Origin of the sequence: Nocardioides sp. TRM66260-LWL, from assembly GCF_020075545.1 — a bacterium.
In the GTDB taxonomy this organism is placed as follows: Bacteria; Actinomycetota; Actinomycetes; order Propionibacteriales; family Nocardioidaceae; genus Nocardioides.
Genome location: NZ_JAIQZK010000010.1, coordinates 88,471 through 101,626 on the forward strand (window position 1 = coordinate 88,471; position 13,156 = coordinate 101,626).

Annotated in this window: 13 protein-coding genes; 2 read left to right on the plus strand and 11 right to left on the minus strand. The window is 73.5% G+C overall.

Going from position 1 to position 13,156, the window contains the following annotated elements; translation table 11 throughout:
• Nucleotides 1-15: 15 nt before the first annotated feature.
• From K8Z61_RS17470 to K8Z61_RS17505, 8 genes are read right to left on the minus strand one after another with little or no spacing between them, the layout of a single operon-like run.
• The gene (locus tag K8Z61_RS17470; protein WP_224131437.1) at nucleotides 16-1,101 is read right to left on the minus strand and encodes an MCE family protein; all 1,086 of its coding nucleotides are present in this window, start codon (nucleotides 1,099-1,101) and stop codon (nucleotides 16-18) included.
• Nucleotides 1,098-2,177 (minus strand): MCE family protein, encoded by a 1,080-nt coding sequence (locus tag K8Z61_RS17475; protein ID WP_224131439.1) that lies wholly within the window; start codon nucleotides 2,175-2,177, stop codon nucleotides 1,098-1,100. The genes K8Z61_RS17470 and K8Z61_RS17475 overlap by 4 nt, the downstream gene beginning before the upstream one ends.
• Complete coding sequence (locus K8Z61_RS17480; protein ID WP_224131441.1) at nucleotides 2,174-3,286, minus strand: MCE family protein; 1,113 nt, start codon at nucleotides 3,284-3,286, stop codon at nucleotides 2,174-2,176. The genes K8Z61_RS17475 and K8Z61_RS17480 overlap by 4 nt, the downstream gene beginning before the upstream one ends.
• A complete protein-coding gene (locus K8Z61_RS17485) occupies nucleotides 3,286-4,266 on the minus strand; it encodes an MCE family protein (RefSeq protein WP_224131442.1) in 981 nt (326 codons plus the stop codon). The genes K8Z61_RS17480 and K8Z61_RS17485 overlap by 1 nt, the downstream gene beginning before the upstream one ends.
• A complete protein-coding gene (locus K8Z61_RS17490) occupies nucleotides 4,263-5,279 on the minus strand; it encodes an MCE family protein (protein WP_224131444.1) in 1,017 nt (338 codons plus the stop codon). The genes K8Z61_RS17485 and K8Z61_RS17490 overlap by 4 nt, the downstream gene beginning before the upstream one ends.
• Entirely contained in the window at nucleotides 5,276-6,406 is a 1,131-nt protein-coding gene (locus tag K8Z61_RS17495) for an MCE family protein (protein ID WP_224131446.1), read from the minus strand. Before K8Z61_RS17495 ends, K8Z61_RS17490 begins: the two co-directional genes overlap by 4 nt.
• Before the next feature lie 5 nt (nucleotides 6,407-6,411).
• Nucleotides 6,412-7,302: an ABC transporter permease gene (locus K8Z61_RS17500; protein WP_224131448.1), complete on the minus strand. Its 891-nt coding sequence runs from the start codon at nucleotides 7,300-7,302 to the stop codon at nucleotides 6,412-6,414.
• The gene (locus tag K8Z61_RS17505) at nucleotides 7,299-8,036 is read right to left on the minus strand and encodes an MlaE family ABC transporter permease (protein ID WP_374227992.1); all 738 of its coding nucleotides are present in this window, start codon (nucleotides 8,034-8,036) and stop codon (nucleotides 7,299-7,301) included. The genes K8Z61_RS17500 and K8Z61_RS17505 overlap by 4 nt, the downstream gene beginning before the upstream one ends.
• Before the next feature lie 281 nt (nucleotides 8,037-8,317).
• Between K8Z61_RS17505 and K8Z61_RS17510 the strand changes: the two genes are divergently transcribed.
• A complete protein-coding gene (locus K8Z61_RS17510; protein ID WP_224131451.1) occupies nucleotides 8,318-9,580 on the plus strand; it encodes a phospholipase D-like domain-containing protein in 1,263 nt (420 codons plus the stop codon).
• A gap of 30 nt (nucleotides 9,581-9,610) precedes the next feature.
• Here the strand turns inward: K8Z61_RS17510 and K8Z61_RS17515 are convergent, their stop codons facing one another.
• Both K8Z61_RS17515 and K8Z61_RS17520 read right to left on the minus strand, forming a co-directional pair.
• Entirely contained in the window at nucleotides 9,611-10,564 is a 954-nt protein-coding gene (locus K8Z61_RS17515; protein ID WP_224131453.1) for an SCP2 sterol-binding domain-containing protein, read from the minus strand.
• Between the two features lie 23 nt (nucleotides 10,565-10,587).
• Complete coding sequence (locus K8Z61_RS17520) at nucleotides 10,588-11,526, minus strand: DNA-3-methyladenine glycosylase (RefSeq protein WP_224131455.1); 939 nt, start codon at nucleotides 11,524-11,526, stop codon at nucleotides 10,588-10,590.
• A gap of 86 nt (nucleotides 11,527-11,612) precedes the next feature.
• Here K8Z61_RS17520 and K8Z61_RS17525 point away from each other — a divergent pair, with 86 nt between their 5' ends.
• Nucleotides 11,613-12,398: an enoyl-CoA hydratase/isomerase family protein gene (locus K8Z61_RS17525; protein WP_224131457.1), complete on the plus strand. Its 786-nt coding sequence runs from the start codon at nucleotides 11,613-11,615 to the stop codon at nucleotides 12,396-12,398.
• Between the two features lie 160 nt (nucleotides 12,399-12,558).
• On the opposite strand, the gene K8Z61_RS17530 is transcribed toward K8Z61_RS17525, so the two are convergent.
• Nucleotides 12,559-13,156: HNH endonuclease signature motif containing protein (locus tag K8Z61_RS17530; RefSeq protein ID WP_224131459.1), on the minus strand; the 598-nt coding region annotated here is incomplete at its 5' end.

Sequence of the window (13,156 nt, forward strand, 5' to 3'; positions counted from 1 at the left end):
GCGGTGAACAGCCGGCTACGACCCGGGGGCGTAGGCGGCGCCGCGCTGCGGGCCCCCGGCGGCCGGGCACGCGCCCGTCGTCGGCAGGGCTCGGGGGCCGATGTCGCGGGGCTCGCGCTGCGGCGTGCCGTACCGGCACCGGGCGTCGTCCTTCAGCACGATCGAGATGAACAGCTTGTCGTCGTGCACGACCTTCTGGAGCGTGGCGAGCCCCGGCGCGTACTGCGTGAGGAGCTCGCGGAACCCGGCGTCCTGGCGGGTCAGGATGTCGCCGAGCACGAGCCCGCGGGAGAGGAAGTCGGGCAGGACGGCCCGGGCGTCGGCGATCAGCCGGTCGAGCTGGGCGAGCTGCCCGGGCGTGCGGTCGATGAGCCGCCGCAGTCGCGGGTCGTAGGCCCGCAGGAAGCCGGCCAGGCTCTTGGCCGAGGTGCCGAGCTCACCGAGCTGCACGCGGTTGTCGGTGATCGCGCCCGTCGCGGGCTCGAGGTTCCGCAGCAGCCGGGCCGTCTCGGGGTAGGCGCGGTCGAGCTCGTCGAGCAGCAGGCCGGCCTGGTCGACCAGGCGCCCGATGTCCTGGCCCGTGCCGCGCAGACCGGTGGAGAGCTCGGTGAGGAGGCTGCGCAGCTTGCGGTCGTCGATCTGGTCGAGCAGCCGGCTCACGGCCACCACGGTGTTGCCGAGGGTCGCGGGCAGGTCGTCGGCCCTGGCCTGCAGCGTCGAGCCGTCGGTCAGGTAGGGCCCGCCGGTGCGACGGGGCTGCAGGTCGAGGTACTGCTCGCCCACCGGCGAGAGGCTGCGCACCTGGACGCGCGTGTCGGCCGGCACCTCGAGGTCGTTGATCCGCGCGGTGGCCACCACGCCGTCCGGGGTCACCGAGATGTCGGTGACGCGGCCGACGCTGACGCCGCGGTAGGTGACCGCCGAGCCCTCGAAGAGCCCGCCGGTGGCGCTCATCGTCACGCGCACGTCGATCGGCTGCGCGGTGAGCGGGCGGTCGAGCACGCCGCCGAAGAGGTAGGCGACGGTGACCACGAGCACCCCGACGACGCCGACGGCGGAGAGGTACAGCCGGTTCGCCACCAGGCTCCGCAGGCGGCTCATCGGACGCCTCCCCGCGCCGCGGCGGCGTCGAGCCGGTCGAGTCCGGCGCGTCGGAGCGCGAGCTGCTGCACCGGGACGAGGTCGGTGGCCGCCCGGCGCCGCGCCGGCGCGTTCAGCCCGTCGAGCCGGAGCTTGACGCCGAGGTTGAGGTAGTCGCCCGGGACGACGCCCGCCAGCGCCTTGTCGAGCGTCACCAGCGACTCCAGGGAGGCGCGGTACTCCGGCCCGGCGTCGGCGGCCGTGCGCAGCACCGAGGCCGCGGAGCGCAGCGAGGCCAGCAGGTTGGCGCGGGTGGCCTCGACCGTCTGGTTCGCCACGCCCGCGAACGCGTCGAGCTGGGCGAGCAGGCGGGTGAGGTCGGGCGTGAGGTCGCGCAGCACCCGCGCTGCGGGCTGGACGTCGCGCAGCGCGGCGTCGACCGTGCTCTGCCGCGAGCGCAGCAGCCGGCTGACCGAGGCCAGCGAGCGCAGCGCGCGGTCGAGGTCGGCCGTGGTGGCGTTCGCCTGGCCGAGCACCCGGTTCGTGCGGTCGAGCAGCCCGCGGATGCGCTGCTCGCGGCCGCCGAGAGCCGCGTCGAGCTCCTCGGTGATGGTCTGCAGCTGCGCCAGACCGCCGCCGTTCACGAGCAGGGACGCCTGGGAGAGGGTGTCCTCGACGGTCGGGGCGGTGCTGGTGCGGTCGCGTCCGAGCACGGCGCCGTCGCGCAGCAGCGGGCCCGTCGCGGGGTTCGAGACGTCGACGAAGAGCTCGCCGAGCGGCGTGGTGTAGCGCAGCCGGGCGCTGGCGCCGCGGCGCAGGCCGGCGGCGGTGGAGACGTCAAAGGTGACGCGGGCGCGGAAGTCGCGGGCGGTCACCGAGGTGACCCGGCCGCTGTCGACGCCGTCGACCTTCACCACCGCGCCCTGGGCGAGGTTGAGCGCCTCGTCGAAGTCGGCGGTGACGGCGATGGTGTCGCCGGAGACGCCGGCGGCGGGCAGGACGTCGTCCAATCGCGGGCCGCTGCTGCAGGAGGCGAGCGCGGGGGCGACGAGCAGGGCGAGCAGGGCGCCGAGCAGGGCTGTGCGCAGGCGGGTCATGGCAGGAGTCCTCCACCGGTGCCGGGGCCGAGCAGGCCGGACAGGATGCCGCCGAGGCCGCCGACGACCGAGCCGAGCAGGCTGCTCAGCGCCTTGCAGGCCGGGTCGAGCGGCGTCCGCTTGCAGACGTCGCCGAGCAGGTCGCCGAGGTTGACCAGCGCGCTGGGCGAGAGCCGGACGACGAGGCGGTCGCCGACGGTGGTGCGCTGCAGGTTCTGCAGGGCCGTCGGCATGACCCGGAGGATCTCCTCGAGCTGACGCTGCTTGGCGGTGATGCTCGAGATCACCGAGCCCGCGCCCTTCACCGTGCTGACGAGGTCCTCGCGGTTGTCGACGGCGAACCGGGCGATCTCGGTGACGGCGCGCTGCAGCGCGTCGAGCGCCGACTGCAGGTTCGAGCGCTCCCCGGCCAGCTGGGTGGTCGCGCCGGAGACCTGCTGGACGAACTCGTCGATGGTGTCGCGGTTGGCGGCGACCGAGGCGACGAGGTCGTCGAGCGCCTTGAGCGCGGCGACGATCTGCTTGCGCTGGCTGGCGACGACGTTGGTGGCGCCGGCGAGCGAGCCGAGGGTGTCGTTGAGCGCCTGGCCGCGGCCGCCGAACGCCTTCTGCCCGGCGTCGATGAACCGCTGGACCGCCTTGGTCGTGCGCTTGCTGCCGGAGATGCCGGTGGCGAACTCGTCGAGCGCGCCGAGCACCTGGTCGAACTCGACCGGCGTGCGGGTGCGGTCGCGGTCGATGACGGCGCCGGTGGCCAGCACCGGGCCGCCGGAGTACACCGGCGTCAGCTCGACGTACCGGTCGGTGGCCACCGACCGGGCCACGACGACGGCGCCGACGTCGGCCGGGATCTTGTGGTCGGTGTCGATCTCCATCTCGACGCGCACCTGCGGCCCGTCCGGCTCGATCGCGGTGACGTGGCCGACGGTGACGCCGAGGATGCCGACGTCGTTGCCGACGAACAGGCCCGAGGAGGAGGTGAACAGCGCGGTGACCCGCATCGGCGCGCGGCCGCCGAGGCCCGGCAGCGCGCCGCAGGCCGACGTGAGGCCGATCAGCAGCGCGAGGACGACGAGCAGCGCGCCGCGGCGCAGCGTGGACGGTCGCATCAGCATCTCCCCACGGCGCACTGCTGGTCGTCGGTCGGGATGACCGAGCGCGACAGCAGGTCGAGCCACGGGCCGGTGCCGGTGGCGTTGGCGACGTAGCGCATGGCCGGCGCGGTGAGCTCGAGCGCCTTCTGCAGGCGTCCGTCCTCCTGCTTCAGCGCCGCCAGCGCGGTGTCGAGATCGGCGAGCGCCGGACGCAGGTCGGCCCGCGTGTCGCGGACGAGCCCGGTGAGCGCGTCGGACAGCGTCCGGGTGCGCACCAGCAGCTGGCTGATGGCCTGCCGCCGCGCGGTGACCTCGGAGACCACCAGCGTCGTCTGCTGCATCAGCCCGTAGATGTCGCGGGTGTTGCTGGAGAGCAGCTGGGAGACCTGGCGCGCCGCGACCAGCAGCGCGCTGGTCTGGTCGGAGCGCTTCTCCACCAGCGCCGAGAGGCGTCCGACGCTGGTGAGCGCCGGGCCGATCGCGCCGCTGCTGCGCTCGAGGGTGCCGCTGACGGCGGTGAGGGCGTCGGCGAGCTCGACCGGGTCGAGCCGCTGCAGCGTGGTGGTGCCCTGGTCGAGCACGTCCTGCAGGTTGTAGGGCACCGACGTCTGCGCCAGCGGGATCTGGTCGTCGGGCAGGCTGCCGCCGCCCCGCGGGTGGACGGCGAGGTAGTGCGTGCCCAGCAGCGTCGCGACCTTCACCTCCGCGGTGGTGGTCGGTCCCAGCTCGACCGCGCGGTCGAGGGTGAAGGTGACCTCCACGTCGCGGTCGCGCAGCTCGATGCCGGTGACCTCGCCGGAGGGAACGCCGGCCACCTCGACCGACTCGCCGGTGCGCAGCCCGGCGGTGTGGGCGAGGATCGCGGTGTAGCTGCGCTGGCCGAAGTGCACCTGCGAGAGCACCGTGACCCCCACCGCGAGCAGCACCACGCACGCCAGCGCGACGACGCCGACCCGGAACGGGTCGCGCTCGCTGAACGGCTTGACCGACCTCATCGACAGGCCTCCGAGAATCGCTTCGCGCCGGGCACGGGATCGATGCTGAGCGGCCCGATGCCCAGGTTGAGCGTGCAGACGTAGATGTTGAGCGCGTTCTCGTACGACGTCGGACGACCCAGCCGGGTCATCAGGTCGGCGAACGCGGCGAGCGCGGCGGAGAGCTGCGGCCGGGTCTCCACCAGCGTCCGGGCGACGCGCCGCAGCTCGCGGGTGGTCTCGGTGGCCGGGCGGCGCGCCTGCTCGAGCAGGTCGGACGTCGCGCCGACGAGGCTGGCGACGCCGTCGATCGAGTCGCCGATCGAGCGGCGGTCCTGCGCGAGGCCGGTCATGAGCCCGCGCAGCTCCTTGACGGTGGCGGTGAACCGGCTGCCCTGCCGCGCGAGGCTGTCGAGCACCGGGGTGAGGTTGGTGAGCACCGAGCCGATCAGCTGGTCGCGGTCGGCGACGAAGGTGGTGAGCTCGGTGACCTGCTGCAGCAGCTGCTCCACCGTGCCGCCCTCGCCCTGGAGGACCTCGACGATGGAGGTGGCCAGGCGGTTGACGTCGGCCGGCTGCAGCACCTCGAACAGCGGCCGGAAGCCGTTGAGCAGCTCGGTCAGGTCGAAGCCGGGGTTGGTGCGGCGCTCGTCGATCACCGCGTCGGCCGGCAGCGGCGCACCGCGGCGTCCGGTCTGCACGAGCGCGAGGTACCGCTGCCCGACGAGGTTCTGGTACCGCATGACGATCTTCGTGGTGTCGAGGATCGGCTGGGCGTCGGAGAGGTCGAAGCGCACCCGGGCGCCGTCGCGTCCCTCGACCTGGATCGACACGACCCGGCCGACCCGCACGCCCGCCACCCGCACGTCGTCGCCGACGCGCAGACCGCTGACGTCGGTGAAGTCGGCGCTGTAGGAGCGGGTGTCGCCGCTGACGGGGTCGACCATCGTGTTGACGAGGATCGTGCCGAGCAGCACGGACACGAGCGCGAACAGGCCGAACCGCACCGCGATCCGTCGGGTCCCCGCGGTCATCGGGCGCCTCCCTGGTAGACCGGCCGGTCGCCGGGACCGTAGGCCGGCGGGGTGTCGTTCTGGAACCGCCCGTCGACGTCGACGTAGCCGCCGACGATCGCGGTCGGCAGCAGCCGCGCCAGGGCGATGTTGATCCGGTTGGAGGCGCGCAGCGCCGCCTCGCGGTTGTCGTCGACCGCGTCGAGCACGCGCGCGGTGTCGGACAGCGCCCCGGCGAGGGCGACGCGGTTGCGCTCGAGCAGCGCGCGACCGCCGGCGCTGGTGCGGGCGCCGCCGACGAGCAGACGGCGCAGCCCGTCGCGCTCCTCGGTGACGGTGCGCAGCGTGACCAGGCCGTCGTCGGTGGCGTCGAGCAGGTCGGGGGCCACGCGCTCGACGACGCCCAGGCTGGTCGTCAGGTCGCGCACGTCGCTGCGCAGTCGCGGGACGAGCGGCTCGACCTTGGTCAGGTAGGCGTCGAGCCGGTCGAGGATCCGGCCGATGCGGGCGCCGCGTCCGTTGAGCGCGGTGGCCGCGGCGCCGAGCGCCGAGGAGAGCCGCGCGGGACCCAGCGCCTTGACCAGCCGGTCGACGTCGTCGAGGGCCTGCTGCAGCTCGAGGGTGCCCTGGCTGCGGTCGGGCGGGATGACGGCCCCGGCCCGCAGCGCCGGGGCGTCGGTGGCCGCGACGGTGCGGGTGCCCCCGCGCTCGCCTCGACGCACCAGGTCGACGTAGGTGGTGCCGAAGACGCTGGCCGGGAGGATGCGCGCCACCACGTCGTCCGGGATGTCGCCGAGGTCCTCGGAGCGGATGTCGAGATCCAGCCGCACCGGAGCCTGGCCGACGGTGGTGCCGGCGTCGCGGGCCTCCTCGGCGTCGGCCCGCTCGATGGCGGTGACGCGGCCGACGATGACGCCGCGCATCTTGACGTCGGCCCCGGGACGCAGCGCGCCACCGGCGTCGGCGACGAGCGCGGAGACCTGCGGCGGGGCGCCGATCTCGCCGCTGCTGCGCAGGTAGGCCGCGCCGAGCAGGAGGGCGATGACGAGCAGCGCGACCGCGCCGCGGCGGGCGTGGTCGGCGCGCCGCAGGTCGCGACGGCCCTTCTCGGGCCGCGCGCGACGCAGGGACGGCAGGCGTGAGGCCATGCTGCTCACCCCGAGATCCGGAATCCGGCGTCGCCGCCCCAGATGACCAGCGTGAGGATCATGTCGAGCACGACGACCACGACGATGCTGGCGCGGATCGCCGCGCCGGTGGCCTCGCCGACCGACTGCGGGCCGCCCGAGACCCGCAGGCCGTACCAGCAGTGCACGAGGGTGACGATGAGCGCGAAGACCAGGATCTTGACGATCGAGAAGAACACGTCGCGGCCCTGGATGAAGGTCGAGAAGTAGTGGTCGTACTGGCCCGGCGACTGCCCGAAGAGCACCACCACGGAGGCCTGCGAGGCCAGGTAGGAGCCGATCAGGCCGACGAGGTAGAGCGGCAGGATCGCCACCATGCACGCGATCGTGCGGGTCGTCACCAGGTAGCGCATGGGGTCGACGGCCATCACCTCGAGGGCGTCGACCTCCTCGTGGATGCGCATCGAGCCGAGCTGGGCGGTGAACCGGCAGCCGACCTGCGCCGCGAGCGCGAGGGCGGCGATCAGCGGGGCGAGCTCGCGGGTGTTGGCGCTCGCGCTGATGAAGCCCGCGAGCGGCGCGAGACCGACGATCTCCAGGCCGTTGAACCCCTCGATGCCCAGGGAGGTGCCGGCGGCGATCGAGAGCAGCACCATGACGCCGACGGTGCCGCCGCCGACGACGATCGCGCCGCTGCCCCACGCGATGTCCTTGAGCTGGCGCAGGGTCTCGGCCGGGTAGAGCCGCAGCGTGGTCGGCACCTCGCGCAGCGTGACGAGCGCGAACGCGGAGAAGTCGCCGAGCTTGGCGAGCGCCGTCAGGACGCCCTCGACCAGGCCGACGAGGAGGTCGGAGCCGGCGCCGCGCACGCGCTGCGCGACGGTGCGCCGGGCGATGCCCGGGGACGCGGCGCTCACGCGATGCCCTGCGGGACGAGCATCACGTAGGCCTGCGTGATCGCGACGTTCACGACCGCGAGCAGGATCACCGAGAGCACGACGGACTGGTTGACCGCGTCGGCCACGCCCTTGGGGCCGCCGGAGGCCGAGAGGCCCTTGTGGGCGGCGACGATCGTGGCGATGAAGCCGAAGACCAGCGCCTTGAGCTCGGCGAGCAGCAGGTCGGTGGGCTGGCTGAAGGAGACGAAGGAGTCGAGGTAGGCGCCTGACGAGATCGTCCCGCCGCCCACGTTGAGCACGTAGGCGGTGATCATCGCGGTCATCGCGACGATGATCGTCAGCAGCAGCGCGACGACCAGCGCGGCGACGACGCGCGGGGCCACCAGGCGCTGCACCGGCGAGATGCCCATGACCTTGAGCGCGTCGATCTCCTCGCGCACCTGGCGCGCGCCGAGGTCGGAGCAGATCGCGGAGCCGACCGCGCCGGCGATCATCAGCGACGTCACCAGGGGGGCTCCCTGGCGCAGGATGCCGATGCCGTTGACCGCGCCGCTGAAGCTGGTGGCGCCGACCTGGCCCGCGACCGCGCCGATCTGCACCGAGATGATCACGCCGAACGGGATCGCGACGAGGATCGTCGGCAGCAGCGAGACGCGGGTCATGAACCACGCCTGGAGCAGGAACTCCTCCCAGCTGAACCGGCGGCGCACGATGTCGGTGGCGGCCACGGTGGTGGCCTCGACGGCGAGCATCACCAGGCGGCCGGTCGTCACGACCGAGGCCCGAGCGCGGCCTTGGAGGACGCCGACGATCCGCGGCGCTCGGAGCCGCGCGGGCGGCGACAGCGTGGTCGTCACGCCGGAACCGGCATGACGACATGACCCTGCGCAGACATCTCCGTCCCCCCTTGCTCGGTGATGGCCGCCGGTGGGTGGACCGGACAGCGCGTAACAGATATCACAGCATTCTGAGCGGCGTCCCGAGGACCCCGACATCCGACGGACGCGCTGGCGCGGGCGGCTAGGTTGACGCCGTGCCACCGTCCGCCACGTCGCGCCGTCTGCGTGTGATCCGGGCGGTGCGGCGCGCGCTTCTTGCGCTGCTCGGCCTGCAGGTCGGGCTGGCCGTCGGCATGTCGGTGGTCGACTCCTACCGGCGGCGGGGCAAGCGGCCGGGGCCGTTCCCGACGGTGCCGCCGCGATCGGTCGAGGTCGGCTCGGCGAGCATCACCACCTACACCTACGGCCGCGACCTCTACGCCGACATGATCGCGGCGATCGAGGGCGCCCAGCGGCGCATCCTCTTCGAGACCTACATCTGGAAGGGCGACGCCACCGGCGAGCGGTTCAAGCAGGCGCTCGCGGCGGCGGCGGCGCGGGGCGTCGAGGTGCACTGCATCTACGACGGCTTCGCGAACCTCGTCGTCTCCCCCGGCTTCAAGCGGTTCCCCCGCACCATGCGGGTGCTGCGGTTCCCGCTCTACAACGGCGGCCTGCGGTTCTTCGACGCCCGCCGCTACGGCCGCGATCACCGCAAGATCCTGGTCGTGGACGGCCGGGTCGGCTTCGTCGGCGGCTACAACATCGGCGCCGCCTACGAGACCGAGTGGCGCGACACGCACGTGCGCGTCACCGGGCCGCCGGTGATCGACCTCGAGCGCGCCTTCGCGGACCTGTGGAACCTCAACCGGCGCAGTGCCCTGCGCACCCGCCACCGGCCGCTGCTCGTCCAGACGCCGGCCGAGTGGGAGCCGCACATCCGGCTGCAGCGCAACATCCCGCGGATGTGGATGTTCCCGATCCGGGCGATGTACCTCGAGGCGATCAACCGCGCCAGCCGCAACGTCTGGATCACGACGGCCTACTTCCTGCCCGACCAGGACTTCGCCGACGCGCTCAAGGACGCCGCGCGCCGCGGCGTCGACGTGCGGCTGCTGGTGCCGCTGAAGTCGAACCACATCGTGGCCGACTGGATCTCCCGCGGGTACTACGCCCAGCTGCTCGAGGCGGGCGTGCGGATCCTGCGGTACCGCGACGCGATGATCCACGCGAAGACCGCCACGGTCGACGGCACGTGGGCCACCGTCGGCACCGCGAACATCGACCGGCTCAGCCTGCAGGGCAACTACGAGATCAACATCGAGGCCATCGACCCGGCGTTCGCCGCGACCCTCGAGGAGGTCTTCGCGGTCGACGAGACGCACTGCCTGGAGCTGACGATCGCCGAGTGGCAGGCCCGCGACCTGCACCGCAAGTTCACCGAGGCGGTGCTGGCGCCCCTGCGGCCGCTGCTGTGACCCGGACTCCACCGTCCTCGGTCGTCCGGCTCAGCGCGCCGAGGGGATGTCGAGCACGCCGGCGAACTGCAGCGCCTTGCCGCGGTCGCCCTTGACCTTGAGCTGGCCGCGCAGCACGCCGGTGATGGCGCTGAGGTGGCCGGTGGCCAGGCGCAGGAAGTCGCTGCCCTCGCAGGTGATCGTCGCGTCGCGCCGCTCGCCGGCGCGCTCGGCGTCACCCGGCGTCACCTCGGCGACGCCGTGACGCACGCGCACCACGTAGCGCTCGATCTCGCCGGACGGGTGGCCCAGCAGCCGGAAGCCGATGAGGAGGTCGCAGCGGGCGGCGCGGCGGCGGCTGACGAAGTCGGGCAGGCGGCGGAAGATCTCGTCGAGCACGACGCCGCGGAAGCCGCTGGCCATGACCTCGCGCAGGTGCTCGGCCGAGACGCCCTTGAGCGCCGTGGCGACGTCCGTGGGGTCGAGCGTCGTGGGGTCGAGCGCGACGGCGTCGGTGCCGGGCACGGTGAACATGCCGCCGACGGCCAGCGCGAGCATCGCGTCGCCCTCGATGCGCAGGCGACCCGCGAGGTAGTCGAGGCCGGGGTTGGCCTCGCCGCTGATCAGCCGGACGAAGCCGACGACGCTGGTGCGCAGCACGACGTCGACCGGCTCGGAGACCGGGAGGTCGGGCAGCACCTTGAGGGTGCCGTGGTCGAGCACCAGGCCATGACGCTCGCGCACGGTGCCGCCGCGGACCAGGTCGAAGCGGACCGTGCCGACGAGCTCGGCGAGCCGCTCCAGCAGCGCGTACTCGTGGAGGCGCCCGAGGACGCCCTCGACGGCCGCGCCGCGGATCTCGTCGCGGTCGATGATCGCGGTGAGCTCGGCGTCGCTGGTCTCGCGGACCGCCGCGACGAGCTGCTCGGCCGGGACGTCGGCCAGGAAGGCACGGGTCTCCGCAGCGTCGGCGGTGCGGAGCGTAGCGAGCGTTACGTGTGTCACCGTGTCAGCGTACGTGACCCAGGTCACCTTCGTACGACGTTCGCCGGAAGGTGGGTGCGGGGCGCCATCTTGGCGCCGTGACGCGGACGGCGCAGGCCGGCGACCGAGATCAGGACGGGCACCCGTCCCCGATGCGGACGCCACGGCTCGAGGAACTCGGCCATCTCGTCGTCGTCGAACTCCCGGCCCGCCAGGGCGTGCCCGACGTCCTTGCACACGTGGTAGTCGCCGAAGCTGACGGCGTCGGCGTCGCCGTGGGCGCGCTGGCGGACCTCGGCGGCGGTCCAGACCCCGATGCCGGGGAGCGTGCACATCCGGCGCTCCGCCTCCGCGCCCGGCAGGTCGATCGTGCGCTCCAGCGCCGGCGCCACCCGGGCGGCGACGACCGCGGCGCGGGAGCGGGCGTGGTCGACGTGGCACTGGCGCCAGCCCCACGACGGGATCATGGCCACCTGCTCGGCGCTCGGCTGCACCCACAGCCGCAGGTCGCGCCCGGGGCCCGGCGCCCGCTCGCCGAAGCGATGGACGAGCAGCCGGAACCCGCCGAACGCCTCCTGGCTGGTGACCTTCTGCTCCAGGATCGCCGGCAGCATCGCCTCCCACACCAGCCCCGAGCGGCTGACCCGCAGGTGACCGTGGCGGCGCCACGCCTCCACCAGGGCCGGGTGGCGTGGCTCGAAGCCGCTCGGGTCGTCGTCGGCGCCGAGCGTCGACGGCAGCCACTCCAGCGCCCAGTCGGCGCCCGGCCCCCATGCGCGGCCGAGGACGGTGCCGTCGGACGGGCGGCCCTCGTAGACGATCGTCGCGACGCCCTCCGGCGTGCGGATGCCGCGCCAGACGCGTCCGGCGTCGTCGATGCGGTAGGTGGGGTCGCCGTGCCCGCGGCGATGGGTCCAGAGCATGCCGCGCACGGAGACCGGCCAGTCGGGGCGCCACACCCGCTCACGTCCGCGCTCGCTCACGGATCCGAGGCTACGCGCGGGCGCCGACAGCACCGCTGCGGCCGATCACGAGAACGTGTTCTCCCGCCGTGCTCTACCCTCCGCCTGTGGCCCTCCAGATCACCGATCACGCCCGCGTCCGGACCGTCGTCCTGGACCGTCCCGAGGCGCTCAACGCCTTCGACGAGGAGCAGTGGCTCGCCACGGCCGCCACCTTCCGGGCCGCGGCCGAGGACCCCGACGTCGCCGTGCTGCTGCTCACCGGCGCCGGGCGGGCGTTCAGCGCCGGGCAGGACCTGCTCGACATGGCGCGGATGAACGCCGAGGCCCCGGCGTCCGAGAGCGGTCTCGCGGCGCACGGTGGCTTCAACGCGCTGATGGACGCCCTCGTCGAGTTCCCCAAGCCGCTCGTCGTCGCGGTCAACGGCATCGGGCTCGGGATCGGCGCGACCGTGCTCGGCTACGCCGATCTCGCGCTCATGTCGACGACCGCACGGCTGAAGTGCCCGTTCACCAGCCTCGGGGTGGCGCCCGAGGCGGCGTCGTCCTACCTGCTCCCCCGGCTCATGGGTCGGCAGGCGGCTGCCTGGCTGCTGCTCTCGGCGGAGTGGATGAGCGCCCGGGAGGCCCTCGACGCCGGTCTCGTGTGGCGGCTGTGCGAGCCGGACGACCTGCTGCGCGAGGCGCGCCGCGCCGCCGAGACGATCGCCGCGCGCCCGATCGCCTCGCTGATCGCGGTGAAGCGGACGATGACCGAGCCGCTCCGCGACCAGATCGACGCCGCCCGCCGCCGCGAGAACGCCGCCTTCGCCGAGCTGATGGGCGGCCCCGCCAACCGCGAGGCGCTCGCCGCGTTCGTCGAGGGCCGCGAGCCGGACTTCACCGGCATGTGAGCACGCCCGGGCGCACCCGTAGCCCGATCACCGGGTGGTGTCGGGCTGCGGGCTGTGCGTGCGGTGGTCGAGCTGGGTCGCACGCTGGTCGAGCCGGGTCTCGCGGTGGTCGAGCTTGTCGAGACCGGGGTTTCGACAGGCTCAACCACCGGGGCGTGGCTCAACCACCGGGTTCCGGCTCGACCACCGTGAGCGTCGTGCCGTGGCGGTCGCGGCGGAAGCGGACGCCGTTCGGTGAGCGCCAGAGGTAGGTGCCGGGTTGGTCGGGTCCTGCTGGCTTGTATCTCCAGCCGTCGTGGGTCTTGTGGCGGTGGTGCTTGCGGCACAGCGGCGCGAGGTTGGACGACGCTGTCGGGCCGCCTGCCTCGTAGGGGTCGATGTGGTCGGCGTCGCAGGACCGTGCGGGTCGACGGCAGTAGGGGAAGACGCAGGTGTGGTCCCGCAGGATGATCTGCTCGCGGATCAGGTCCGGCACCTCGTAGGCGTCGGAGTACTGCTCGGCGGCGAGGTCGAGGATCGGCCGGACGGTGACGCTGGTCCCGGCGGTCTGGCACCAGGCCTTGATGACGTCGATGCCGAGCGGTGAGCGGGACGCCTCGCTGCGGGCGACGTCGCCGAGGGTGCCGGTGACGGCGTCGACCGACAGGTGGACGTAGAGCGTGAGGTGCCTCGAACGAGGCTGCGTCGCTGACGCGGTGGCTCCGGGCCCGCCGTCGGCCTCGAGCGGGAGGGCCTGCTCCCCACGCGCGAGCATCCCG